Origin of the sequence: Nocardioides sp. L-11A (genome assembly GCA_029961745.1) — a bacterium.
Taxonomy (GTDB): Bacteria; Actinomycetota; Actinomycetes; order Propionibacteriales; family Nocardioidaceae; genus Nocardioides.
Window position 1 is genome coordinate 4168149 of sequence record CP124680.1, and the last position, 24717, is coordinate 4192865.

Annotated in this window: 20 protein-coding genes; 8 read left to right on the forward strand and 12 right to left on the reverse strand. The window is 73.3% G+C overall.

The features are described 5' to 3' along the window. Positions 1-99: 99 nt before the first annotated feature. From QJ852_20115 to QJ852_20135, 5 genes are all read right to left on the reverse strand, one after another. Positions 100-3165, reverse strand: a complete 3066-nt coding sequence (locus QJ852_20115; GenBank protein WGX95447.1) for a lamin tail domain-containing protein — start codon at positions 3163-3165, stop codon at positions 100-102. 112 nt (positions 3166-3277) lie between these two features. Beyond that, on the reverse strand, positions 3278-3766 hold the full coding sequence (locus QJ852_20120; GenBank protein WGX95448.1) for a tryptophan-rich sensory protein: 489 nt from the start codon (positions 3764-3766) through the stop codon (positions 3278-3280). 25 nt (positions 3767-3791) lie between these two features. Continuing rightward, complete coding sequence (locus tag QJ852_20125) at positions 3792-5036, reverse strand: acyl-CoA dehydrogenase family protein (GenBank protein ID WGX95449.1); 1245 nt, start codon at positions 5034-5036, stop codon at positions 3792-3794. Further along, a complete protein-coding gene (locus QJ852_20130) occupies positions 5036-6079 on the reverse strand; it encodes a phosphotransferase family protein (protein WGX95450.1) in 1044 nt (347 codons plus the stop codon). The genes QJ852_20125 and QJ852_20130 overlap by 1 nt, the downstream gene beginning before the upstream one ends. Beyond that, positions 6076-6852: an SDR family oxidoreductase gene (locus tag QJ852_20135; protein ID WGX95451.1), complete on the reverse strand. Its 777-nt coding sequence runs from the start codon at positions 6850-6852 to the stop codon at positions 6076-6078. Before QJ852_20135 ends, QJ852_20130 begins: the two co-directional genes overlap by 4 nt. Before the next feature lie 95 nt (positions 6853-6947). Between QJ852_20135 and QJ852_20140 the strand changes: the two genes are divergently transcribed. Continuing rightward, on the forward strand, positions 6948-7538 hold the full coding sequence (locus QJ852_20140) for a TetR/AcrR family transcriptional regulator (GenBank protein ID WGX95452.1): 591 nt from the start codon (positions 6948-6950) through the stop codon (positions 7536-7538). 15 nt (positions 7539-7553) lie between these two features. Here the strand turns inward: QJ852_20140 and QJ852_20145 are convergent, their stop codons facing one another. After that, a complete protein-coding gene (locus QJ852_20145; GenBank protein WGX95453.1) occupies positions 7554-8135 on the reverse strand; it encodes a hypothetical protein in 582 nt (193 codons plus the stop codon). Between the two features lie 117 nt (positions 8136-8252). Between QJ852_20145 and QJ852_20150 the strand changes: the two genes are divergently transcribed. From QJ852_20150 to QJ852_20175, 6 genes are all read left to right on the forward strand, one after another. Beyond that, complete coding sequence (locus QJ852_20150; protein ID WGX95454.1) at positions 8253-8966, forward strand: helix-turn-helix domain-containing protein; 714 nt, start codon at positions 8253-8255, stop codon at positions 8964-8966. A 14-nt stretch (positions 8967-8980) separates the two neighbouring features. Continuing rightward, positions 8981-9742 (forward strand): methyltransferase domain-containing protein, encoded by a 762-nt coding sequence (locus QJ852_20155; GenBank protein WGX99487.1) that lies wholly within the window; start codon positions 8981-8983, stop codon positions 9740-9742. Beyond that, complete coding sequence (locus tag QJ852_20160; GenBank protein ID WGX95455.1) at positions 9732-9899, forward strand: hypothetical protein; 168 nt, start codon at positions 9732-9734, stop codon at positions 9897-9899. The genes QJ852_20155 and QJ852_20160 overlap by 11 nt, the downstream gene beginning before the upstream one ends. Positions 9900-10013: 114 nt before the next feature. Further along, on the forward strand, positions 10014-11681 hold the full coding sequence (locus QJ852_20165) for a urocanate hydratase (GenBank protein ID WGX95456.1): 1668 nt from the start codon (positions 10014-10016) through the stop codon (positions 11679-11681). Beyond that, on the forward strand, positions 11678-12721 hold the full coding sequence (locus tag QJ852_20170; protein WGX95457.1) for an LLM class flavin-dependent oxidoreductase: 1044 nt from the start codon (positions 11678-11680) through the stop codon (positions 12719-12721). The genes QJ852_20165 and QJ852_20170 overlap by 4 nt, the downstream gene beginning before the upstream one ends. Beyond that, a complete protein-coding gene (locus QJ852_20175) occupies positions 12718-13995 on the forward strand; it encodes an MFS transporter (GenBank protein ID WGX95458.1) in 1278 nt (425 codons plus the stop codon). The genes QJ852_20170 and QJ852_20175 overlap by 4 nt, the downstream gene beginning before the upstream one ends. Before the next feature lie 12 nt (positions 13996-14007). Here QJ852_20175 and QJ852_20180 read toward each other — a convergent pair whose 3' ends face one another. Next, a complete protein-coding gene (locus QJ852_20180; protein WGX95459.1) occupies positions 14008-14760 on the reverse strand; it encodes an IclR family transcriptional regulator in 753 nt (250 codons plus the stop codon). 88 nt (positions 14761-14848) lie between these two features. Here QJ852_20180 and QJ852_20185 point away from each other — a divergent pair, with 88 nt between their 5' ends. Then, positions 14849-17683: a BTAD domain-containing putative transcriptional regulator gene (locus tag QJ852_20185; protein WGX95460.1), complete on the forward strand. Its 2835-nt coding sequence runs from the start codon at positions 14849-14851 to the stop codon at positions 17681-17683. 199 nt (positions 17684-17882) lie between these two features. Here the strand turns inward: QJ852_20185 and QJ852_20190 are convergent, their stop codons facing one another. Genes QJ852_20190 through QJ852_20210 form a run of 5 tightly spaced genes read right to left on the reverse strand, consistent with a single transcriptional unit; the run spans position 17883 to position 24657 of the window. Then, entirely contained in the window at positions 17883-18503 is a 621-nt protein-coding gene (locus tag QJ852_20190) for a DUF3060 domain-containing protein (protein ID WGX95461.1), read from the reverse strand. A gap of 56 nt (positions 18504-18559) precedes the next feature. Then, positions 18560-19738, reverse strand: a complete 1179-nt coding sequence (locus QJ852_20195) for an amidohydrolase (protein WGX95462.1) — start codon at positions 19736-19738, stop codon at positions 18560-18562. A 43-nt stretch (positions 19739-19781) separates the two neighbouring features. Then, positions 19782-20768, reverse strand: coding sequence for a methylmalonyl Co-A mutase-associated GTPase MeaB (gene meaB, locus QJ852_20200; protein ID WGX95463.1), 987 nt, complete (start codon positions 20766-20768; stop codon positions 19782-19784). Between the two features lie 2 nt (positions 20769-20770). Then, positions 20771-22936: a methylmalonyl-CoA mutase gene (gene scpA / locus QJ852_20205; GenBank protein ID WGX95464.1), complete on the reverse strand. Its 2166-nt coding sequence runs from the start codon at positions 22934-22936 to the stop codon at positions 20771-20773. After that, positions 22933-24657, reverse strand: a complete 1725-nt coding sequence (locus QJ852_20210; GenBank protein ID WGX95465.1) for a methylmalonyl-CoA mutase family protein — start codon at positions 24655-24657, stop codon at positions 22933-22935. Before QJ852_20210 ends, scpA begins: the two co-directional genes overlap by 4 nt. Positions 24658-24717 lie beyond the last annotated feature (60 nt).

Below are 24717 nucleotides of genomic sequence, written 5' to 3' on the forward strand. Positions count from 1 at the left end.
CAGGCTGACACACCGCCCGTCGCGCTGTGGCCTTTCGTCACGAGAAACGACACCGGGCCCGACACCTCACGGCGTCGGGCCCGGTCGTCGACCTAGCCGCTAGCTCTTCGCGGCGGCGACCGCCTGCGCGAGCGCGGCCTTCTGCTTCTTGAGCTTCTTCTTCAGCTTCTTCAGCTTCGTGGCCAGGCGCTTCGCCTTGGCGGACTGCTTCGCCTTCTTCGCAGCCTTGGCCTTGGCCTTGACCGAGGAGACCTTCTCCTTCGTGGCCGCCACCTTGGCCGCGGCCTGGGCCAGGGCCTGCTCGGCGGCCGTCGGCGGGGTCACAGTGGGCGGGGTGACCGTCGGCGGCGTGACGACGGCCGGTACGGCGAAGTCCGCGCGCAGGTGGCCCTCGCGCAGCGAGAAGCCGTCGGTGTCGCCGTCGTCGGTCCACACGACCTCGACCTTGTTGTCGACGGCGGTGCGCAGCGGCTTGATCGCCATGCCCTCGTTGTTGAGGTTGGGCATCCCGGCCGGGCGGGCCAGGGAGCGCTTCACCACGAAGTCGCCGCCCTCGACCTTCAGCAGGTTGGCGACGCCGCCGCAGGTGTCGTCGCACAGCGCCCACAGCGCCTGCCGGTCGGGGTCGAAGGCGGTGTCCATGGCGAACGGGAAGCCGGAGGACTCCACCTTCACCTCGATCGGCTGCGCGCCGGCGGCCAGGGAGAAGAAGTGCAGGTCGCCGGTGGCCTCGACGGCGGTGACGAACAGGCCGGGGGTCGGGTAGGCGGCGGCGGTGTACGCGGAGCCGTTCGCCCGCCAGCCGGCGGCGACCAGGAAGCTGTCGGGGAGGTAGGTGATGCCCTCCAGGCCGAGGTTCGCCCCGGTGGTGACGAAGGAGTTCACATCCCACTCGTCGACCGCGGTCAGGTCTGTCGTGGCCGGGGTGACCGCGGAGACGTCGTAGCGCTCGATCTTGTTGGCGGAGACGTTCTTGTTGTCGTTGTCGCGCTCGGAGGTGACGTAGATCGAGCCGTCCGGGCCGACCGTCACGCCCTCGGAGTCGACGGCGCCGGTGCCGGAGGCGAAGTGCAGCCGCTTGCCGCCGTCCCAGCCGTCGACAGCGACATAGGTGCCGCCGACCTTGCGCAGCTTGTGCAGGGTGTTCTTGTTCTGCACGACCCACAGGATGCTCGGGTCGGCCGGGTCGAAGGCCGCACCGGAGACGTCGCCCTCACCGTTGCCGTCACCGTCGCCGAAGCCGTTCTCCTCGTCGACGGTGGTGATCTCCGCCGGGCCGGGCCAGGCCTCGGTGACGACGCCCGGGCAGGCGTTGGCCGCGCCCCAGGTCGCCGTCGGGGTCTCGACGTAGGACACGGTGCCGAAGAGCTCGCAGCGGCTGTACGACGCGATGCCGTCCTCGTTCCAGGTGTGCCCGAGCGCGCGCGCACCGTCGCTGGGGCGGCGCAGGGTCAGCGAGTCGACGCTGTCCAGGCCCACGATGCCCTCGGCGACGTAGAACCCGCCCGCGGCGAGGCTGGTGCCGGCCGGGACCGTGTGCACCACGGCATCGCCGGCATCGAGGAGCTCCCAGCCGGAGAGGTCGACCGGTGCGCTGCCGGTGTTGAGCAGCTCGGCCTTGCCGGAGACGTTGGAGACCTCGTTGAGGACGACCGTGGTCGCCAGGGGCGGCGCGACCTCGGTCTCGCAGGAGGCCGTGTTGGCGCGGCCGAAGCTGTTGACGGCGACCGAGACGAAGGCGTCCGAGCCGTCGGGGCAGGCGGCGTACGAGCGCGCGGCGGACTCGAAGCTGTCGGAGACACCCGCCTGGCCGTCGCCGTATCCCTGCTCGTCGACGAGCTGACGGCCGGCCGGGTCGACGCCCGGGCCGTAGACCTTGACCGCGTCACCCTCGCCGGACAGCCCCTTCTTCGAGCTGAACGCGACATAGCCGCCGGCCGGGATCACCATGTCGGTGGCCGCCGCGAGGGCGGAGCCGTTCCAGACCTTGAGGTCGGCGAGGGACAGCGGGGCCGCGCCGGTCGCAGGGCCACTGTCGACCTGGTACCAGCCCTCGATGCTGACCGGGCTGCTGCCGGTGTTGTGCAGCTCGACGGCGTCGCCGAAGCCCGGGTTGCCGGGGTCGTCGGCGTTGAGCGAGGCGATCTCGTTGATCTCGACGTCGTCCCAGTTCGGGTCGAGGTCAGGGACCTCCGCACCACCGCCGAAGGCGTTGGCCTCGCCCGGGGTGGCGACGGACGACAGCTTCCAGAGCCCGACGCCCGGGGCGGTGCGCGCCCACGACGGCGACGCGTGGCGGGTCGTCACGCCGTCGGCCTCGTAGCCGACCCACGTGGTGTCGACCAGCGCGCCCTCGTCGTTGGTGAGGTAGAGGTGGTCGTTCTTGTTCAGTCCGTAGCCGCCGCCGGCGTAGGTGAAGCCGTCGACCGGCACCGCGGGCTCGGTCTCGACCACGAGGTAGCCGCCGGGCGGGACCACCGCGCCGGCGCCGCCGAGGGTGATCTCGTCACCCACGTTCATCGTGCCCTCGCCGTCCGCGAGCGTCCAACCGGTCAGGTCGACCGGCGCCAGGCCGTTGTTGCGGATCTCGACGAAGTCGGTGCCGTCGGAGAGGTACTCACTGATCGACACACCGGCGTCCGCGGCCGACAGGGCGTTGGAGCCGCCGGGCGTCGCCGCCGAGGTCTGGGCGAAGGAGCCCGTGCCGTCGGTGGTGCGCGCATAGCTGGGCGCGGCGTGCGTGTCGGCCGGAAGGTCGACGTACGCGTCGATGACCGTGGCCTGGTCCGGACTCAGCAGGTGCACCTCGTCGGACTTGCCGAGACCGAAGCCGTTCGGGTACGACGGGTCGTCGTTGAGGATCACTGCGAAGCCGCCCGCCGGGAGCACGCCGTCGAGGACGATGTCGTCGCCGCCGGCGATGCCCTTGTCGTCGGTCAGGTGGTAGCCGGTCAGGTCGACGTTCGCGGCGCTCTTGTTGTGGAGCTCGATGAAGTCGGTGTTGTCGTTCCAGCCGTTCGTGCTGAACTCGTTGATCACGACGGCTCCGAGTGCGCCGGCGGGGTCAGCGGCGCTGGCGGGAGCAGCGACGGCGAAGAAGGAGAGGCCGGAGAGGCCGAGGGCGCCGGCGGCAGCGACCGCGACGGCGCGGGAGGGTGATGTCACGACAGGTGTGTCCTCGGGTGAACGGAGATGGGTCGACGAGACCCAACGTCGCGGCACCGGGAGAACGGCCGGTGAACCACGACCGACGACCGCCCGACGGCGGGCCGACCAGTCAGTTGAGGATCACGATCGCGGCGTTGAGGGCCGTCGCGAAGCCCACCCAGAGCAGGTACGGCGCCAGCAGCCATGCCGCCGCTCGCGAGACCCGCGCGAACAGTGCGATCACCGCGACGATCGCGACCAGCAGCGCTGCGATGTCGACGAGTGCCCAGCCGTAGCGGTCGGCCGCGAAGAACAGCGGCGTCCAGGCCAGGTTGAGCAGCAGCTGCACCGCCCACGCGGCCAGCCCGGGCACGCCTGCCCCGGCCCGCCAGGCCAGCCAGCCCGCGACGGCGATCATGACGTAGAGGACCGTCCAGACCGGGCCGAAGAGCCACGAGGGTGGCGCGAACGGCGGCAGGTCGAGGGCGCGGTAGGTCTCTCCCGAGGAGCCGGCGGCGAGTCCGCCCAGCACCGCGACGGCCGCCACCGCCACCGCGAACGGCAGCAGGGCGAGCGCGTCGCGGCCCGGGCCCGAGGTCGGAGCGCTGGTGGTGCTCATGCCCTCCAGTCTGCGTCGCCGGAGGTCAGCGGCTCTCGCGGCGCGCGGCCTGGCGTCGCAGCTCCGCCTTGGCGAGCGCGTTCTTGTGGACCTCGTCGGGCCCGTCGGCGAAGCGCAGGGTGCGGATGCCGGCGTACATGTTGGCGAGGGGGAAGTCCTGGGAGAGACCGCCGGCGCCGTGGACCTGGATCGCCTTGTCGAGGATCCACTGGACCGTCTCGGGGGTGGCGATCTTGATCGCCTGGATCTCCGTGTGGGCGCCCTTGTTGCCGACCGTGTCCATCAGCCAGGCGGTCTTCAGGACCAGCAGGCGCAACTGCTCCAGCTTGACCCGCGACTCCGCGATCCAGGTGCGGACCGTGCCCTGGTCGGCGATCGGGCGGCCGAAGGCGACCCGGGACTCGGCACGCTCGCACATCATCTCGATGGCGCGCTCGGCGATGCCGATCGAGCGCATGCAGTGGTGGATCCGGCCGGGGCCCAGGCGGGCCTGGGCGATGCCGAAGCCGCCGCCCTCCTCGCCGATCAGGTTGGCGACGGGCACCCGGACGTCGGTGAACCGCAGCTCCGCGTGGCCGCCGTGCTCGTGGTCGTCGTACCCCATGACGTGCATGCCGCGCACGACCTCGAGGCCGGGGACGTCGCGCGGGACCAGGACCATCGACTGCTGGCGGTGCCGGTCCGCGGAGGGGTCGGTCTTGCCCATGACGATGAAGATCGCGCAGTTCGGGTTCATCGCGCCCGTGATCCACCACTTGCGGCCGTTGAGGACGTACTCGTCGCCGTCGCGCACGATGGAGAGCCCGATATTGGTGGCGTCGGAGGACGCCACGTCGGGTTCGGTCATCGCGAACGCCGAGCGGATGTCACCGTTGAGCAGCGGCGCGAGCCACTGCTTCTTCTGGTCCTCGGTGCCGAAGAGGTGCAGCACCTCCATGTTGCCGGTGTCGGGGGCCGCGCAGTTCATGGCGGCCGGGGCGAGGTGGCCGCTGCGACCCGAGATCTCGGCGAGGGCGGCGTACTGGACGTTGGTCAGGCCGGCGCCCTCGACCCCGGGGTGCTCGCCGGGGAGGAAGAGGTTCCACAGGCCGCGCTCGCGGGCCTCGGCCCGCAGCTCTCGCAGGACCGGGGTCGAGTCCCAGGCCCACGGGTCGTCCAGCTCGGCGAGCTGCTCCTCGAAGACCCTCTCGGCGGGATGCACGAACTCGTCCATGAAGGCGAGCATCGTGGCCCGCAGCTCCTCGGTGCGGGCGTCGAATCCGAAGTCCATCAGTTCTTCCTCCAGGAATGTGCGTTCAATGCGGTGAGGCCGGCGTCGAGCAGGGGGTGGATCGCCGCGCCGATGTCCTCGAAGCCCTCCCCGACCGTCTGGCCGGCGAGGAAGCGGTAGTGGATGCCCTCGAGGATCGCGGCGAGCTTGAAGGCCGCCAGGCCGAGGTACCAGCCGAAGCCGGACAGGTCGCGGTCGCTGGCCGCGGCGTAGCGGGCCACGATCTCGTCCTCGGTCAGGAAGCCCGGCGCGGTCGACGCGTCCGCGACGGCGTCCCCGATGGTCTCGGCGAGCCGGTGGTAGGTCAGCATGAGCGCCAGGTCGGTGAGCGGGTCGCCGAGGGTCGCCATCTCCCAGTCCAGTACGGCGGTCGCCCGGTCGCGCTCCGCCGCCCCCTCCGCACTGTCGATCAGCACGTTGTCGAGACGGAAGTCGCCGTGCACGATCCCGGTGGTCGACTCGGCGGGCACCGAGGAGGCCAGCCTGCGGTGCAGCTCGTCGGCCGCGGGCAGGTCGCGGGTGTGCGACGCGTCGAGCTGCTTGCGCCAGCGCGCGACCTGGCGGCCGAGGAAGCCCTCGGGCCGGCCGAAGTCCGCCAGCCCCACCTCGGCCGGGCGGACCGCGTGCAGCGCGGCGAGGATGTCGACCAGGCGCTCGGAGATCGCCCGGGTCCGCTCGGCGCCGAGCGGGGCGAGCTCCCCGGCCCGGCGGTACGGCGTGCCGACGCAGCGCTCCATCACGTAGAACTCCGCGCCCACCACCGAGGAGTCGGCGCAGAACGCGTAGGTCCGCGGGACGGGGACGGCGGTGTCCTGAAGCGCCGACATGACGCGGTACTCGCGGCCCATGTCGTGGGCGGTCGCGAGCACGTGCCCCAGGGGCGGGCGGCGCACGATCCACTCCGACGTGCCGTCGGAGACCGCGAAGGTCAGGTTCGACTTGCCACCCGCGACCAGGTCGGCGGTCAGCGCGGCGCCCGCGCCGGGCACCGCCGCGGCCAGCCAGCTCCCGAGGGCGTCGAGGTCGAGGCCGGGCGGGTTCACTCGACGCCTCCGGTGAGGGTGACGCCGCCGTCGACGACGACGGTCTGGCCGGTGAGCCACGCGGCGTCGTCGGAGAGCAGGAAGGCGACCACGCTGCCGATGTCCTCGGGCTCGCCGAGCCGCTTGAGGGGGTACTGCGCGGCGACCTCGGCCTCGCGGCCCTCGTAGAGCGCGGTCGCGAACCTCGTCTTCACCACCGCGGGGGCCACCGCGTTGACCCGGATGTCCGGGCCGAGCTCGACAGCGAGCAGCTCGGTCATCGAGATGAGCATCGCCTTGCTGGCGCCGTACAGGCCGATGCCGGGGGCGGGCTTGACGCCGGAGACCGACGAGATGTTGACCACCGCGCCGCCGTGCTCCTTCATCCAGGCGGCATGCACCCGCTGGGTCCAGGCGAGCGCGGCCAGCACGTTGACGTCGACGACCTTGCGCGCGACGGCGAGGTCGAGGTCGATCATCGGGCCGTACGCCGGGTTGATGCCGGTGTTGTTGACGAGCAGGTCGGCGCTGCCGAAGGTCTCGATCGCCCGGCGTACGACGTCGGCCTGGTGCTCCTCGTCGTCGGCCTTGCCCGCGACGCCGAGCGCCCGGTCCGGGCCGCCCAGCGCGGCGACCGCCTCGTCGAGCGCGTCCTTGCCGCGTCCGGTGAGGACGACCCGGGCGCCCTCCGCGACCAGCCGTTCGCCGATCGCGAGGCCGATGCCCCGGCTCGCCCCGGTGACGATCGCGGTCTTGCCGTCGAACCTCGTGCTCACGTGTCTGCCTCGCTCCATCAGGTTACTAAGCGCTTGCTTAGCGTGTAGCCTACCTTGCACGCGCACCGCCCGTGCCGTCAAGGGCGCGGCACCCCAGCACCGGAGGCCCGACGATGAGCACCCCGTCCCGCGCCGAGGCCACCCGCGCCCGGCTGCTCGAGGCGGCCGTGACCGCCTTCGCGGAGAAGGGCTTCCACGGCACCACCACCCGCGACATCGCCGGCGCCGCCGGGATGAGCCCGGCCGCCGTCTACGTGCACCACCGGTCCAAGGAGGAACTGCTCTTCCTGATCTCCCGCGAGGGCCACCAGCAGGCGCTCGACGTCGTCCGCGCCGCCCGAGCGTCCTCGACCGACCCGGTCGAGCAGGCGGCGGCGGCCGGCCGGGCGTTCGCGGAGTTCCACGCCCACCACCACACCGTCGCCCGGATCCTCAACTACGAGCTCGCCGCACTGAGCGAGGAGCACCGCGCCGAGATCGACGAGCTGCGCACCGGCATCGACCGCGAACTGCGCGCCCTGGTCCGCGACGGCGTCGCCGCCGGCGTCTTCGACACCCCCGATCCGGCCCTGGCCGCCACCGCACTGGCGTCGATGGGCGTCGACATCGCCCGCTGGTACCGCGAGGACGGCGAGTGGTCGCCCACCCAGATCGGCGACTACTACGCCGACCTCGCGCTGCGGACCGTCGGGGCGGCGGGCTGACCGAGTCGGCCGCGGCTATTTCCAGGTGATGCTGGCGATGACCTGCTCGCGCAGCCGGTCGGCGCCGTCGAGGTCGACCGGAGTCTCGATCTGGACCGTCCACTGCCGGCCGTCGTGGATCCCGCCGATCCACGAGGAGTGAAGCTCGGCGTTGCTGCCCTCGGCGGCCCAGACCTCGACCCCGGCCACGACCCGGTTGTCGGTCCGGTGCGGGCGCGGGTCGTTCTTGGAGACCTGCAGGAAAGCCGCGGCGTCGGCCTCGAGGTCGGTCTGCACGGCACTGAGGTCGCTGAGCGTGATCGTCACGGGGAGCCCGGTGTCGCTCACGTAGGTCGCCGAGACCGTCAGCATGCCCGCCGGCGGCTTGAGCCACCGCGGCCCCTCGGTCAGGTGCAGGCGCAACGCGGCCACCTCGAGCATCTCGCCGGCGGCGGGCTCGACCGTCGCGGTCGGCGTGCCGGTGGCCTCGGAGGACGGCGGGGTGACCGGCGTCGAGACCGGCGTCCGACCCGGCTCGTCGGCGCACGCCGCGAGGGCCGCGACCAGAGCACCGGAGGCGAGGGCCGCGAGCGCGGCGCGAGGAACCCGAGACCACATCCGACCTGTCCTTCCCGACGGGGCAGTGGCGGCGCCACCCTAGCAACGGGTCGCGCCGCCCAGAGCGACCGAATCGATCCGTCTTCCATCCAGTGATCTCTGTTTTAGAATCGGCTCGTGGACCTCGACACCGGCACCGCCGCGATCGGCGCGCTAGCGGACCCGACCCGGCGCTCGCTCTACGCGTACGTCGCCGGGCGGGCCACGTCCGTCGGGCGGGATGAGGCGGCCACCGCCCTGGGCCTGGCCAAGCACACGGTGAGCTTCCATCTGGACCGGCTGGCCGAGGAGGGCCTGCTGGAGGTCGAGTTCCGGCGGCTCAGCGGGCGCTCGGGCCCCGGCGCGGGTCGGCCCAGCAAGCTCTACCGCCGCGCCGAGCGCGAGTTCGCGATCACCCTCCCGCCGCGACGCTACGACCTCGTCGGCGACATCCTCGCCGCCGCCGTCAGCCGGGCCGGATCGGGGCAGGACCTCGACGCCGCACTCGCGGCGTCCGCTCACGCCGAGGGGCGCGCGGTGGCCGACGCGGCCGGCGGCATCCCCGCCCCCGCCGGACTCCGCGAGCTCGCCTCGGTGCTGGCCGGCCAGGGCTACGAGCCTGCCGTCGAGCCCGACGCCGTGCTGCTGTCGAACTGCCCGTTCGACGCGCTCGCGCAGAAGCACACCGAGGTCGTGTGCGGCCTCAACCGCTCGTTCGTCCAGGGCGTCGCCGACGGCCTGGGCTGCACCGCGACGACGGCCCACCTCGAGCCGACCGCGGGTCGCTGCTGCGTCGCCGTACGGCGCGACGTCGGGCGCGGCCATGGACAGGCGCCGCCGGACGGAGAATGATCGACGACGTGGCCATGTTCGAGGTCGCGGCCGACGCCTACGTCCGCTTCATGGGGACCTTCTCCGGCCCCCTCGCGGGGCTGTTCGCCGACGTCGGCCTGGCCGGCGTCGACCCGACCGCACCCGTCCTCGACGTGGGCTGCGGTCCCGGCATGCTCACCGCCGAGCTGGTCCGTCGCCAGGGCGCGGCCCGCGTCGCGGCCGTCGACCCCGTCGCGTCCTTCGTGACGGCGACCGCCGCGGCCCACCCGGGCGCCGACGTACGTGCGGCGTCGGCGGAGACCCTCCCCTTCGCCGACGCCGTCTTCGGGGCGACCCTCGCCCAACTCGTCGTGAACTTCATGAGCGACCCGGCGGCCGGTGCGAGCGAGATGCGCCGGGTGACCCGGCCCGGGGGCCGGGTGAGCGCCTGCGTCTGGGACCACGCGGGCGGGCGCGGACCACTGTCCCCCCTCTGGCGCGCCGCTCGGGCACTCGACCCCGCCGTCGGCGGCGAAGGCGCGTTGCCGGGCGCCCACGGTGGCGACCTCACGGCCCTGCTCGGCGCGGCCGGGCTGCGCGAGGTCACCGAGGTCGAGCTGACCGTGGCCGTGAGATTCGCCCGCTTCGACGACTGGTGGGAGCCCTACACCCTCGGCGTCGGTCCCGCCGGCGCCTACGTCGCCGGCCTCGACGACCCGACACGTGAGCGCTTGGAGGCCGTCCTGGTCCGCGAGCTCGGCCCCGGACCGTTCACGGTCGCCGGCACGGCGTGGGCGGCCTCCGGTGTCGCCTGACGGCCGCGCCGCGCTCGACCGCTGGATCATCTCCGGCGGCCACTGGGAGGTGCTCGGCGAGCGGGACGGCATGGCCACCGTGGCGCTGCTGACCTGCGACGGCGGCCAGGAGATGGACCGGGTGATGCTGCCCGTCGACGCTCTTCCGCACGACTGAGTCGCCGACCGAATTGTCCCGCCAGCGGGACACAAATGTCCTCTGTGACCTCCCGCACACCTGCCTCGCGCACCCAGGATGACTGGCACGAAGCGTCGAGAGCAGGAGCCCCGCATGACAGTCGTGTCCCCCGTCCGCACCCTCCGATCCCCGCGTGGCAGCGGGCTCTCCACCCTCGGGTGGGAGCAGGAGGCCGTGTACCGGATGCTGCACAACAACCTCGACCCCGACGTCGCGGAGAACCCCGCCGACCTCGTCGTGTACGGCGGCTCGGGCAAGGCCGCGCGCGACTGGGCGTCGTTCGACGCGATCGCCCGCCGACTCATCACGCTGCGCTCGGACCAGACCCTGCTCGTGCAGTCGGGCAAGCCGGTCGGCGTCCTGGACACGACGCCCGAGGCACCGCGCGTCCTCATCGCCAACGGCAACCTGGTCGGCGACTGGGCCAACTGGGACGAGTTCCGCCGCCTCGACGAGCTCGGCCTGATCATGTTCGGTCAGATGACCGCCGGCTCGTGGCTCTACATCGGCAGCCAGGGCATCGTGCAGGGCACCTACGAGACCTTCTCGGCGGTGGCCCGGCAGCGGTTCGGAGGCGACCTCGGCGGCACCATCACGGTGACCGCGGGCCTCGGCGGCATGGGCGGCGCCCAGCCGCTCGCCGTCACGATGAACGGCGGCGTCGCGATCTGCCTCGACGTCGACCCGGCCAAGGTCGCCCGCCGGGTCGAGCTCGGCTACCTCGACACGGTCGCCGACAGCCCGGAGGCCGCGCTGCGGCTGGCCGAGGAGGCGGCCGCGGCCCGGCGGCCGCTCTCGATCGGGGTGTGCGCCAACGCGGCCGAGGTGCTGCCGGCGTACCTGCGCAGCGGTGCCCGCATCGACGTCGTCACCGACCAGACCTCGGCGCACGAGCCGCTGACCTACCTGCCCGCCGGCGAGGACCTCGACGGGTGGACCGAGAAGGTACGCCGGGACCCGGCCGGCTGCCACGAGCAGGCCCTGGCCTCGATGGCCGCGCACGTCGAGGCGATGCTCGGCTTCCGCCGCGCCGGCGCGGTGGTCTTCGACTACGGCAACTCGCTGCGCGCGTTCGCCGCCCAGGGCGGCTGCGCCGACGCCTTCGAGATCCCCGGCTTCGTTCAGGAGTACGTCCGCCCGCTCTTCAGCGAGGGCCGCGGCCCGTTCCGCTGGGTCGCGCTCTCCGGCGACCGGGCCGACATCGCCCGGACCGACCGGGCCGTCGCCGAGCTCTTCCCCGACGACGAGGGCTTGCAGCGCTGGCTGCGGCTGGCCGGCGACCGGGTACCCCAGCAGGGTCTGCCCGCCCGGATCTGCTGGCTGGGCCACGGTCAGCGCGACCTGGCGGCCCTCGCCTTCAACGACCTGGTACGACGCGGCGAGGTCGCCGCGCCGATCGTGGTCGGCCGCGACCACTTCGACGGCGGCTCGGTCGCGTCGCCGTACCGGGAGACCGAGGGGATGCTCGACGGCTCCGACGCCATCGCGGACTGGCCGCTGCTCAACGCGCTGGTCAACGTCGCCTCCGGCGCCTCGTGGGTCTCGATCCACCACGGCGGCGGGGTCGGCATGGGCAAGTCGATCCACTCCGGTCAGGTCTGCGTCGCCGACGGCACCGACCAGGCCGCTGCGCGGCTGGCCCGGGTGTTCCGCAACGACTCCGCGACGGCCGTGCTCCGGCACGCCGACGCGGGCTACCCGATCGCCCGGGAGTGCGCCGAGCGCACGGGGCTCGAGATCCCGATGGGAGACGCCCGATGAGCACTCCGCAGACCGCGCCGAAGGACACGGACGTGGAGGTCTTCGCGCTGAGCTTCGTGCCGGCCACCGAGTTCCCCGACCTCGCCGTCCACTACGAGAAGTCGGGCTGGCACGGCCTCCTCGCCGCCGACAGCCAGAACCTCACCGGCGACCCGTTCGCCGCGATCTCGGTCGCCGCGACCCGCACCGAGCGGATCCGGCTCGGCACCGGCGTCACCAACCCGGTCACCCGGCACGTCGCCGCGCTCGCCTCCGCAGCCGCGACCGCGCACGCCTTCTCGGACGGGCGGATGGTGCTCGGCATCGGCCGCGGCGACTCCTCGCTCTCCCACATCGGCCGCGGTCCCGCGCCGGTACCCGAGTTCGAGGAGGTGCTGACCCGGCTCCGCGGCTACCTCAACGAGGGCCGCACCCAGATCGACGAGTTCGAGAGCCGGATGGACTGGATCGCCGAGACCGGCCTGCCGCCCGTCCCGATCGAGGTCGCCGCGTCCGGACCGCGCGTGATCAAGCTCGGCGCCTGCCTCGCCGACCGCCTGGTGCTCACCGTCGGCGTCGAGCCCGAGCCGATCGCGCAGGCGCTGGAGACGGCGCGCAAGGCGCGCGCCGACGTGGGGCTCGACCCCGACGGCATCCGGTACGGCGCGTACCTCAACGTCGCCACCCACCGCGACCTCGACGTCGCCAACCAGCTCGTCTCGGGCAGCCTCAGCGTCCTCGCCAGGTTCGCGGATCGCGACCAGCGCTCGAAGCTCCACGGCGACTACCGGATCGACACCCATGCGAACCTCCGCACGACGCCGAGCGAGGAGGACCGGATCCTGCGGGAGCGGTTCGCCATCGTCGGCGACCCCGACCACTGCGTCGCGCGGATCCAGCCCCTCATCGACCTCGGGCTGGACTTCGTGATCGTGGCCGGTCATTCTCGCGACGCACGCCGGCAGGACCTGCTGGACAGCGCCGCGCTCCTGGGCGCGGAGGTCATCCCCGCGCTCCGCCCCGCAGCGCACCCCTTCACCAGTGAGGTCCACCCGTCATGACCACAGCACCCACCCCCTCCGCCGGGCTGCGCCGCTCGGCACCGCGCTCGTCCTGGCGCTCCGTCGTCGCCGCCGGCCTCGGCAACGTCATGGAGTGGTACGACGTCATCATCTACGCCTACATGGCGCCGGTGCTGGCCGTCCTCTTCTTCCCGAAGTCCGACCAGACCGCCGGTCTGATCAGCACGTACGCCGGCCTCCTGATCAGCTACCTGATCCGTCCCGTCGGGGCGATGGTGATCGGCAACCTGGCCGACAAGCACGGCCGCAAGGCAGCGCTGACGCTCACGATCGGGCTGATGACGCTCGGCGTCGCGATCATCGCCGTGACGCCGACCTACGCCAGCATCGGGCTGGCCGCACCCGCGATCCTGATGGTGTCGCGGCTGATCCAGGGCTTCTCCGCCGGCGGCGAGTTCGGCGCCGCGACGACGTTCATGGCCGAGAGCGCCCAGGTCGGCCGCCGGTTCCTGGCGAGCTGGCAGGCCGCCACCCAGGGCATGGCGATGATCCTCGCCGGCGTCTCCGGCTGGCTGCTGTTCACGACCGTCGACACCGAGACGATGCACGCGTGGGCCTGGCGACTGCCGTTCATCTTCGGCATCCTGATCGGCCCGATCGGGCTGTGGATCCGCAACCGGATCCCCGACACAGAGGAGTTCCGCGCCACCGAGCCGATCGCGAACCCGCTGCGCACCACGCTGCGCGACCACTGGGGCCGGGTGCTCGTCGGCACCCTCTGCGTCGGCATGGCCGGCATGGGCGTCTACCTGATCACCTTCCTCGCCGCCTACGCGCTGCGCCTCGACCTCGCGCAGTGGTCCGGGTACGCCGCCGCGGCGACGGCCGGCGCGGTGATCGCGGTGCTGGCCCCCTGCTTCGGCCGGCTCGCCGACCGGATCGGCGCCGTACCGATCCTGCTGACCGCGGCCGTCGTCGGCTTCGTCAGCATCTACCCGCTGCTGTCGTTCCTCCTCAGCCACCGCACCACCGGGGCGCTGATCCTGGTCGAGGCGTTCATCGGCGTGATCATCGCGGCCTACTTCGGCACCCTGACCGGGCTGCTGGTCGAGCTGTTCGACACCGAGGTGCGCACCACCGGCATCGCGCTGTCCTACAACGTCGGGATGATCTTCATGGGCAGTCTCGGACCCCTGCTGCTGACCGCGTGGAGCGACGTGACGCTGCGCGCGCCGGCGTACTACTTCATGATGATCGCGCCGCTGTCGGTGATCGGCGTGGTGCTCGCCCGCAAGCTCTACCGGCAGCCCTGAGCCGCCCGCGCGTCAGTGCCGCACTCGCTCGCTCAGCCGCTCGGCGGCCTGGACGGCGAGTGCGGCCAGCGCGGGCAGGGTGTCGAGATGCGCCTCGGGGAAGGTCAGCGTGAACGACCCGAGCGGCAGACCGTTGTCGTCGACCGCGGCGGCCGAGACCGAGGCCAGGTCGGGCATGATCCAGCCCTGCTCGAAGGCGTACCCGTCGCGCCGTACCGTCGTCAGGGCGCGGCGCAGCTCGGTCGGTGACTGCGGGCCGAGCCCGCGCCGGGTGAAGAAGGACTCCTTCGACGGGAACAGCGCGCGCACCTGCGGCACCGGCAGCCGGGCCAGCAGGGCCAGTCCGCTGGCGGTGAGGTGGGCGGGCAGCCGCACACCCACCTCGCTGATCAGCACCGGCCGACCGGGCGCCCGCTCCTCGATCAGGTAGACGACATCGCTGCCGTGCAGGATCGTGAAGTGCCCGTTGTGGCCGGCGTCGTCGACGAGCCGGTTGACGATCGGCTGGGCGATCCGGCGCAGCGGCGCCTGGCGCTGGTACGCCGACCCCAGCTCGTGCGCCGCGATCCCGAGCCCGTAGCGGCGCCGCTCCGCGTGGTGGCGGACGTAGCCGTGCTCGATCAGCACGTCGAGCAGGTAGTACGTCGTCGACCGGGCCAGGCCGAGCTCGCGCGCGACGTGGCTGGCCGAGACCGGCTCGACGCTCCCCGAGATCACCCGCAGCACGTCGAGTGCCTGGGCCGCGGCCGGCGCGCGTCGCTCCATGACCCGCATCCTTCCAGTCGCTCCCGGTCCTCCCGACCGCGGGAGAAATCGACCACGCGCGGCGCACCGGCGTCCTACCCTTGGCCCCGTGCCAGACCGTGGGGATGTCGTGCCGCTGCGCCTGCTGGGGCCCCTCGAGGTGTTCGACCAGCACGGCGCCCCTGTCGACATCGGCTCGCCGCGCCACCGCGAGACGCTCGCCGCCCTCGCCGTCGATGCCGGCCGGGTCGTCTCGACCGACACCCTCCTCGACCGGGTCTGGGGCGAGAGTGCCCGTGGCGGCACCCTGGCCAACCTGCAGGCGGTCATCTCCCGGCTGCGCTCCCGGCTGCGCGAGGCCGGGGTGCCGGCCGACATCGCCACCGCCCCGCCCGGCTACCGGCTGGACCTGCCGCCGGGCGCCGTCGACACCGACCGGCTCGCCGCCGGCATCGCCGCGGCCCGAACCGCCCTGGCCGCCGACCCGCGGGCCGCCCAGGACCACCTGACCACGGCTCTCGCCTGGTGGCGCGGCGACCCGCTGGCCGACATCCCCCAGCCGTTCGCCCGCACCGAGGCGCTGCGGCTCGACGGGCTGCGCCTCACCGGCGAGGAGCTGGCGGCCGAGCTCGACGTCGCCCTCGGCAACGCCGGGGCCGCCGTCGCCCGGCTGACCGGGCTGGCCCGGCAGCACCCGCTGCGCGAGTCGGTGCGCGGACAGCTGATGCGGGCGCTCTACCTCGCCGGGCGACAGGCCGACGCCCTTGCGGAGTACGCCGACCTCCGTGCCCGGCTCGTCGACGAGCTGGGCGTGGACCCGGGTCCCGCGGTGCAGCGGCTGCACGTGCAGATCCTGGAGCAGGATCCGGCGCTGCGCCCGGCGGGGCCGGCCTCCGCCGCCGCGACCCCCGCACCGGCGGCGAGCCCGGCCCGGGCATCGCTTCCCAGCGCGGTCCCGCCGACCGACCTGCTCGGCCCGTTGCTGGGCCGTGAGCGCGACGTGGCCCACCTGGTCGACGTACTCCGCTCGCCGACGTCGCGCCTGGTGACCGTCACCGGCGTCGGCGGCTGCGGCAAGACCCGGCTCGCACTGGCGGTGGCCGCCGCGGCCGAGTCGTCCTTCGCCGACGGCGTCACCCTGGTGCCCCTCGCCCCGCTGCACGACCCGTCGGCCGTGATCCCCGCGATCGCCCATGCCGTCGGGGTCGCCGAGGGCGGCGACCCGTTCACCGCCCTGCTGGACCTGCTCCGCGGCGACAGCGGTCGGCTGCTCCTGCTCGACAACGCCGAGCACCTCCTCGACGCCTGGCCCGAGGTCGCCACCCTGGCCGCCGCGTGCCCCGGACTGCGGATCCTGGTGACCAGCCGGATCCCGCTGCGGGTGCGCGGCGAGGTGCTGTTCCCGCTGACGCCGCTGGACCTGCCCGCCGCCACCGAGCTGTTCGCGACCCGGGCGGCGGCGACCGGGGTCGCCGGCCCGTTGTCGGCCGACGATCCCGTCGTCGGCCAGCTGTGCCAGCGGCTCGCGGGGATCCCGCTCGCGATCGAGCTGGCCGCCGCCCGGATCCGGCTGATGTCGCCGGCGGAGATCCTCGCCCGGCTCGGCGAGGTGATGGCCGCCGAGGGCGCGCGCGACCTGCCCCCGCGCCAGCGCACGATGCGCTCGGCCATCGACTGGAGCTTCGCGCTCCTGTCCCCCCGCGAGCAGGCGGCGTTCCCGCGGCTGGCCGTGTTCAGCGGCGGCTTCGGGATCGACGCGGCGGCCGCCGTGCTCGCGGACCTGGTGACCCGCGCCGACGTCCTTGCGCTCCTGGAGTCGCTCGTCGACCAATCGCTCCTGGTCGTGGCGCCGGGGCCGCGGTTCCGGCTTCTCGAGCCGGTGGCCCAGTACGCCGCCGGGCGGCTGGACCCCGACGCCGAGCGGACCGCCCGGGACGCCCACCTGCGGCACTTCGGGTCCCTGGCCGCGCACTACGAGCCCTCCTTGCGGGGCGAGGGCACCGTCGACACCCTCGCCCGGATCGAGGAGGAGCACGCCAACCTGGTCGCGGCCGTCGAGTGGTCCCTGGCCTCGGGGCAGGCCGACCTCGGCGGCTGGCTGGGCTGGCACCTGTGGCTGTACTGGTGGATCCGCGGCGCCCTGCGCGAGGGACGCCGGCTGATGCAGGGCGTCCTCGACGCCGAGGTCGACGACCGGGTCCGGGTGCGCGCCGGCGCGGTGGTCGGCGCGCTCGCCTTCGCGCAGGGCGACCTCGACGGGGCAGAGATCTGGGAGGACAGCGCCGCCCTCGCCCGCCGGATCGGGGACATCGAGGGGCTGCCCTACGCCCACGGCGGCATCGGGCTCGTCGCGCTGGCCCGCGACGACCTCGACCTGGCCGCGGCGGTCATCGGCGAGACCATCGAGCTGTGCGAGGACGCCGGGCTCGGCGGCGAGTGGCTGTGGACGCTGTCGCACGTCTGGCTCGGCACGGTCGAGCTGCTCCGCGGTGACGCCGACGGCGCCGGCGCGCTGGTCGACCAGGCCCTCGCCGCCGCCCGCCACCGCAACGACCCGCTCGCCGTCTACATCGCGCTGTTCACCGCGATCCAGGTCTCCATGGCCCAGGACGCCCCGGACCGGGCCCGGCGCCAGATCGCCGAAGGGGTGCGGCTCAGCCGCGACACCGGCGACCACGCCAACCTCGCCTACCTGCTCGACGCACTCGGTGTGGTCGAGTCGCTCGGTGGCGACCTCGCCCGGGTCGGCGTCCTCCGCGGCGCGGCCGACGAGCTCCGGGCCGGTGCCGGCGGCAACGTCTACGGCTACTACCGCCCCGACGAGGACCTGATCGCCCGCGCCGGCCAGGTCGCCCGCGACGCGCGCGGGGCGGCGTACGACGCCGACGTCGCCGCGGGGCGGGCCCTGAGCGTGGACGAGATGGCGGCGCTGGCCACCCAGTAGCGTGTCGCGGCTAGAACGTGGTGTTGGGCGGTGTTCAGGTGCGTGCATCGCAAGGCGGCGGAGCGCTGGCATACCGGGTCGTCTGTCGAGCTTCGCCAACGCAGCGAGGTGCGTGCCTGGGCGACTCCCAGCGCGCGGTTTAGCTGGGACGGGCTACTGGTGGCGTACCCGCGTCGGCCAGGGCGCGGGCCCGGCCGGTTCAGCCGCGGCGGTGCACCCGCACCACGTTGTTGGCGCCCTTGACCCGGACCTTGGTGGTGCCGGTGCGGACCTTGACCGTGTTGTTGGCACCGCGGACGACGACCTTGCGCAGCTTGCGGTAGGTCACCTCGTTGTTGGCGCCCTTGATCTTGGCCTTGGTGCCCTTGACGGCCTCGACCTCGTTGTTGGAGCCGACCAGGACCGCCTTGCCGAGCACCGGGATCTCGATGTCGACATTGCTGGCCCGGACCCGGACGACCGGGGCGGCGGCCGCCTCCACCGACGAGTTCGCGCCGCTCACCGCGACCGGTCCGACCGCTCCGGCCGCCGTCACCTCCACGTTGGCACCGGACACCGTCAGCGAGGTGGCGCTGGTCAGGGACACCGTCACGACGCTGGCGGTCACGGTGACGTCGCTGCAGGCACCGGTCAGCACGTAGTCCTCGGTGCTGTCGGCCAGGATGACCGGCCCGCTCGTGCAGTCGAGGGTCACCGCGGCCCGCGCCGGCACGGGGGCCAGGGCCGCCGTGGCGCCGACGAGCGCGACGGTCGCGAGCGAGGTGACAAGGGAGGTGCGGAGCACGGTGGCGCGGGCGCGCGGAGGCGTCGTGAGGGTCATGCCTGCACCCTTGCCGGGGCGGACCGGGCCGAAACCCCCAAGCCCGACCGGACGGATCAGCCCGCGGCGAGAGCCGTGACGGCGACCCCGGCCAGCATCCGGGCGCCGTACCCGATCGCTGCCTCGTCGACCTCGAAGTCGCCCTGGTGCAGGTCGAAGGTGGCGCCGCCGGGACTGCGGGTGCCGAGCCGGAACATCGCGCCGGGCACCTGCTCGAGGTACCAGCCGAAGTCCTCGCCGCCGAGGCTCTGCTCGACCTCGGTGCGGTGGTGCAGGCCCAGCATCTCGTCGGCGGCCGAGGCGACCATCGCGACGCTGACCCGGTCGTTGACGACCGGCGGGACCCCTTGGAGGTAGTCGACGCTGGCGGTGACGCCGTAGGGCCGCACGATGTCGAGGACGGCCTCGCGGACGACGGCCTCGCACGACGCCCAGGCCTCGGCGTCGAGGATCCGCACGGTGCCGCTCGCGATCCCGTGGTCGGGGATCACGTTGGCGGCCGAGCCCGCGCGGAGCACACCCCACACGACACTGACCCCCGCCCGCGGGTCCATCCGGCGACTCAGCACGGCCGGGAGCTCGCTGGTGATCTTCGCGAGCGCGAAGGTCAGGTCGCCGGTGAGGTGCGGCCGGGAGGTGTGGCCGCCGTTGCCCTCGAGGCGTACGTCGATCCGGTCGGCGGCGCTGGTGATCGGGCCGGAGCGGAGACCGACGGCGCCGACGTCGACCGAGGGATCGCAGTGCAGCGCGAAGATCCGGTCGATGCCCGCGAGCGCCCCATGGTTGATCAGGTGCCGGGCGCCGCCGGGCATGACCTCCTCCGCGGGCTGGAACAGCAGCCGCACCCGGCCGCCCAGGAGGCCCTGGGCATGCAGCTCGGCCAGGGCGAGGCCGGCGCCGACGAGGGCGCTGGTGTGCACGTCGTGCCCGCAGGCGTGCGCCACCCCCTCGACCTCGCTGCGCCACGGGTCGGTGGTGAGGTCCGCGACCGGGAGGGCGTCGAGGTCGGCCCGGAGCCCGACGGTGGTCCCGCCCTCCCCCAGGTCGGCGACGACGCCGCTGCGCGGCATCCGGCTGATCCGCCAGCCGTGGCGCTCCAGGTGCTCGACCACCCGGTCGGAGGTGCGCTGCTCCTGCCAGGACACCTCGGGATGCCGGTGGAGGTCGCGGCGCAGCTCGACCAGCTCGTCGGCGTACTTGGCGACGACGGAGTCGATCAGGGCCAGCGCGGTCACCCGGCCAGCCTATGCCCGAGGCGCGGACGCCGGCACACGGCACTCAGGAGCCGTCGTACGCCGCCAGGAGGCGGTCGGCGGCCAGCGGCGCGGTCAGCTCGCCGGCGAGCAGGGCCGACCGGACGTCGGCCTGGACCGCCTTGACGCCGGCGCTGTGCCGCAGCCGCTGGTCGAGCTCGTCGCGGACCAGCGCCCAGGTGAAGTCGAGCTGCTGCTCCGCGCGCTTGCGCGCCAGGCCCCCCTCGCCGAGATGCTCGCGGTGCTGGAGGATCTGGCCCCACACCTCGTCGACCCGCGCACCGGTCAGGCCGGAGCAGGTGACGACCGGGGGCGCCCATTCCGTGCGGCCGCGGACCAGGCGCAGCGCGCCGGCGAGCTCGCGGGCGGCGACCCGGGCCTCCTGCTCCCGGGCCGGGTCGTCCGGGTCGGCCTTGTTGACCGCGATGACGTCGGCGATCTCGAGGATCCCCTTCTTGATGCCCTGCAGCTGATCTCCGGTGCGGGCCAGGGTGAGGAAAAGGAAGGTGTCGACCATGCCGGACACGGTCACCTCGGACTGGCCGACGCCGACGGTCTCGACCAGGACGACGTCGTACCCGCCGGCCTCGAGGACCGCCATCGCCTGGGTGGTGGCGCGCGCGACGCCGCCCAGGGTGCCGGCCGAGGGCGAGGGCCGGATGAAGGCGTGGGGATCGGCCGACAGGGTGGCCATCCGGGTCTTGTCGCCGAGCACCGAGCCGCCGGTGCGCACCGAGGACGGGTCGACCGCGAGGACGCCGACGCGGTGGCCGGCGGCGGTGAGCTGACCGCCCAGCGCCTCGATGAAGGTCGACTTGCCGACGCCGGGGACGCCCGAGATGCCGACCCGGACCGCGGGGGCCCGGGTCGCGGCGTCGCCGGCCAGCGCCAGCAACAGCTCCCGCGCGGCCGCGCGGTGCCGCGGCGCCGTCGACTCGACGAGCGTGATGGCCCGCGCCATGGTGGCGCGGTGCCCCGCACGCAGGCCGTCGAGCAGGTCGTCGACCCGCATGCTCAGTGCCCGAGGGACTCGCGCAGCCTCGCCAGCAGGTCGAGCGCGGACTCCGCGATCACCGTGCCGGGGAGGAACACCGCCGCGGCCCCCATCTCCTTGAGGGTGGGGACGTCGTCCGGCGGGATCACGCCTCCGATGACGACCACGATGTCGTCGCGGCCCTGCTCGGCCAGCGCGCTCTTCAACGCCGGGAGCAGGGTGAGGTGGCCGGCGGCGAGCGACGAGACACCGACGATGTGCACGTCGGCGTCGATCGCCTGCTGCGCGACCTCCTCGGGCGTGGAGAACAGCGGCCCCACGTCGACGTCGAAGCCGAGGTCGGCGAAGGCCGACACGACGACCTTCTGCCCGCGGTCGTGCCCGTCCTGGCCCATCTTGGCGACCAGGATGCGCGGGCGGCGCCCCTCGGCCTCGGCGAACTCGTCGGTGGCCGCACGGGCCTGGGCGACGAGGGAGTCGCCCTCACCGTCGTTGGCCAGGTCGGCCTCGTCCCTGTACACGCCGCTGATGGTACGGATGACGGCCTGGTGCCGGCCGTAGACCTTCTCCATCGCGTCGGAGATCTCGCCGACCGTCGCCTTGGCACGGGCGGCCGCGACGGCCAGATCGAGCAGGTTGCCGTCGCCGCTCTCGGCGCTGCGGGTCAGCGCGTGCAGCGCGGCCTCGACGTCGGCGCCGTCGCGCTCGGCACGCAGCCGCTCCAGCTTGGCGACCTGCTGACGGTAGACCTCGTCGTTGTCGACCTTGAGCACCTCGAGCGGGTCCTCGGCCGGCAGCCGGTAGGTGTTGACGCCGATGACCTTCTGCGAGCCGGAGTCGATGCGCGCCTGGGTGCGGGCGGCGGCCTCCTCGATGCGCATCTTCGGAATGCCCTGCTCGATCGCGGCGGCCATGCCACCGGCGGCCTCGGCCTCCTCGATGTGCGCCCAGGCCCGCTCGGCGAGGTCGTGGGTCAGCTTCTCGACGTAGTAGGAGCCGGCCCACGGGTCGATGGTCTGCGTGGTGCCGCTCTCCTGCTGCAGCAGCAGCTGGGTGTTGCGGGCGATACGCGCGGAGAAGTCGGTCGGCAGCGCGATCGCCTCGTCCAGCGCGTTGGTGTGCAGCGACTGGGTGTGGCCCTGGGTGGCGGCCATCGCCTCGATCGCGGTGCGCCCGACGTTGTTGAACACGTCCTGCGCGGTCAGCGACCAGCCGGAGGTCTGCGAGTGGGTGCGCAGCGACAGCGACTTCGGGTTCTGCGGGTCGAACTGGCGCACCAGCCGGCTCCACAGCGCCCGGGCCGCGCGCATCTTGGCGACCTCCATGTAGAAGTTCATGCCGATCGCCCAGAAGAAGCTGAGGCGCGGCGCGAACTGGTCGATGGTCAGGCCCGACTCGAGACCGGCGCGGATGTACTCGACGCCGTCGGCCAGCGTGTACGCCAGCTCGAGGTCGGCGGTCGCCCCGGCCTCCTGCATGTGGTAGCCGGAGATCGAGATCGAGTTGAACCGCGGCATCCGCTGGCTGGTGAAGGCGAAGATGTCGGAGATGATCCGCATCGACGGCGCCGGCGGGTAGATGTAGGTGTTGCGGACCATGAACTCCTTGAGGATGTCGTTCTGGATGGTCCCCGAGAGCTGCTCCGGCTTCACCCCCTGCTCCTCGGCCGCGGCGATGTAGAGCGCGAGGACGGGCAGCACGGCGCCGTTCATCGTCATCGACACCGACATCTGGTCGAGCGGGATGCCGTCGAACAGGGTCCGGGTGTCGTAGATCGAGTCGATGGCCACGCCGGCCATGCCGACGTCGCCGCGCACCCGCGGGTGGTCGGAGTCGTAGCCGCGGTGGGTCGCGAGGTCGAAGGCGACCGACAGGCCCTTCTGGCCGGCCGCGAGGTTGCGGCGGTAGAAGGCGTTGGACTCCTCGGCGGTGGAGAAGCCGGCGTACTGCCGGATGGTCCACGGCTGGGTGGTGTACATCGTCGGGTAGGGCCCGCGCAGGAACGGGCTCAGGCCCGGGTAGGTGTCGAGCGCGTCGAGGCCGGTGAGATCCTCCGGGCCGTACGACGGCGCGATCTCGATGCCCTCGGGGCTCTTCCAGCCCTCGCCCTGCGGCGGGTTCGGGGCCGCTGCGGCCGCCTGGTCGGCGGCCAGCGGGAGGCCCGCGAAGCTCTTCGGGATGGTCATGCCAGCTTCTCCCTCGTACGGTTCAGGAAGGCGAGCGCGTCGACGCCCATCGCCGCGCTGTCGTCGACGTAGTCGGTGGGCTTGCCCGCGACGATGACGTGGGCGGCCCCGGCCTCGCGCAGGGCGGCCGCGGCGGCGGCACCCCACTCCTCGTAGGCCACGTCAGTGCCGGCGAGGCAGACGACGGCCTGACCGCCGTACGCCGCGACCAGCTCGTCGACCCCCGTGGTGGCGCCGGCGACCTCGACCGCGATGCCACCGGCGGCGAGCAGGTTGCTCACGAAGGTGGCCCGGGCGGTGTGCTGGGCGATGGTGCCGAGGGTGGCCAGGAAGACCGGCGCCGCGACGGGCTCGTCGCGCAGCGCCTCGTAGGAGGCGGCGTAGCGCCGGACCCGGTCGTTGAGCGGGTCCGCGTCACGCTCGGGGAGGGTCTCGGCGAGGTTCGGGAACTCGCTGACGCCCGTCAGCGGGCGCTTGCGGCGCGCGATGTCGGTCTCGCGCTTCTCGACGACCGCCGCGATCCGGGCGCGGAACGGATCGAAGTCATGACCGCCCTCCCACTCGGACTCGAGCTGCTGGAACTCCACCCAGCCGGCAGCCGCCAGGTCGGCGGTGAGCTGCTCCACGGCGTACGCGCCGCCGGCCGGGTCGGCGACCGCGGCGACGTGGGACTCGTCGATGAGCAGGTGGTTGACGTTGCGCGCGATCCGGCGGCCGAAGCCGTCGGGACGGCCGTTGGCGCTGTCGAACGGCAGCACGGTGACCGCGTCGGCCCCGCCGACGCCGGCGGCGAACGCCGCGACCGTGCCGCGCAGCATGTTGACGTAGGGGTCGTACTTGCTGAGCATCGGCCGGCTGGTCACGGCGTGCTGGCGCTGCGCGACCGGCGCCTCGACCCCGCTCACCTCGAGCACGCGGGCCCAGATCACGCGGGCCGCGCGCAGCTTGGCGATGGTCGGGAACTGCTCGTCCGTGGCGGCGTAGCGGAACTCGATCTGCCGCGCGGCGTCGGCGACGGAGAGGCCGTGGTCGGTCAGCCAGCGCAGGTACGCGACGCCGACGGCGATCGACCAGCCGAGCTCCTGGGCGTCGCTCGCGCCGAGGTCGTGGGCGGCGGTCGCGTCGACGACGAGCGCACGGATGTCGTGCTGACCGGCCTTGCGGGCCAGGGACTGCAGCTCGGCGACGGCCTCGTCGACCGCCAGCGGGATGTCACGCAGCATCACGCCGAGCGGATCGATGCCGAGGTTGCTGTCGGGGTGCTTGGCGCCGGGCAGGGCCAGGAAGGCCTCCGCCACCGCGGTGGTCGCCGACGGCGCGTCGAGGACGACGGGCGCCAGGTCGAGCAGCACATCCTTCAGCGTCGCCGCGACGTCGGTGTCGGCGTCGGCGGCCAGCCACAGGCTGGTGACGCCGCCGTCGAGGTCGACGAGGGCGGCCTCGTTGGCGAGCTTGGCGTCGGGGCCGGAGACCAGGCTGCGGATGTCCCAGGCGCCGTGGCGGGTCGGGCGTACGGCGGTCGCCGGACCGCCGGGCAGCCCCAGCGGGGTGATGCCGATGCCGTCGAGGGTGGTGCGGGTCAGCTTGTCCCACACGGCGCCGTCGGGGTCGTTGTCGTCGAGCCTGCGCTGTTTGCGCAGTACGGCGGCGGTCGCGGCCTCCCACTCGGCGCGCGTGTGCGCGTCCTCGGGCTGCGCCAGCGTCAGGGGCGAGTCAGTCACAAGGGGCAAGCCTATCCGTGACATCGCCGGTGTCAGCGAGGTGTGAGATATCTCCGGCTA

What these genes read in the sequence shown, in the direction of transcription:
- QJ852_20125 (WGX95449.1), bottom strand. Translation starts at nt 5,036, where the DNA reads ATGGACTTCGGATTCGACGCCCGCACCGAGGAGCTGCGGGCCACGATG.
- QJ852_20155 (WGX99487.1), top strand. Translation starts at nt 8,981, where the DNA reads ATGTTCGAGGTCGCGGCCGACGCCTACGTCCGCTTCATGGGGACCTTC.
- scpA (WGX95464.1), bottom strand. Translation starts at nt 22,936, where the DNA reads ATGACCATCCCGAAGAGCTTCGCGGGCCTCCCGCTGGCCGCCGACCAG.
- QJ852_20145 (WGX95453.1), bottom strand. Translation starts at nt 8,135, where the DNA reads ATGTGGTCTCGGGTTCCTCGCGCCGCGCTCGCGGCCCTCGCCTCCGGT.
- QJ852_20175 (WGX95458.1), top strand. Translation starts at nt 12,718, where the DNA reads ATGACCACAGCACCCACCCCCTCCGCCGGGCTGCGCCGCTCGGCACCG.
- QJ852_20165 (WGX95456.1), top strand. Translation starts at nt 10,014, where the DNA reads ATGACAGTCGTGTCCCCCGTCCGCACCCTCCGATCCCCGCGTGGCAGC.
- QJ852_20190 (WGX95461.1), bottom strand. Translation starts at nt 18,503, where the DNA reads ATGACCCTCACGACGCCTCCGCGCGCCCGCGCCACCGTGCTCCGCACC.
- QJ852_20180 (WGX95459.1), bottom strand. Translation starts at nt 14,760, where the DNA reads ATGGAGCGACGCGCGCCGGCCGCGGCCCAGGCACTCGACGTGCTGCGG.
- meaB (WGX95463.1), bottom strand. Translation starts at nt 20,768, where the DNA reads ATGCGGGTCGACGACCTGCTCGACGGCCTGCGTGCGGGGCACCGCGCC.
- QJ852_20140 (WGX95452.1), top strand. Translation starts at nt 6,948, where the DNA reads ATGAGCACCCCGTCCCGCGCCGAGGCCACCCGCGCCCGGCTGCTCGAG.
- QJ852_20135 (WGX95451.1), bottom strand. Translation starts at nt 6,852, where the DNA reads ATGGAGCGAGGCAGACACGTGAGCACGAGGTTCGACGGCAAGACCGCG.
- QJ852_20170 (WGX95457.1), top strand. Translation starts at nt 11,678, where the DNA reads ATGAGCACTCCGCAGACCGCGCCGAAGGACACGGACGTGGAGGTCTTC.
- QJ852_20120 (WGX95448.1), bottom strand. Translation starts at nt 3,766, where the DNA reads ATGAGCACCACCAGCGCTCCGACCTCGGGCCCGGGCCGCGACGCGCTC.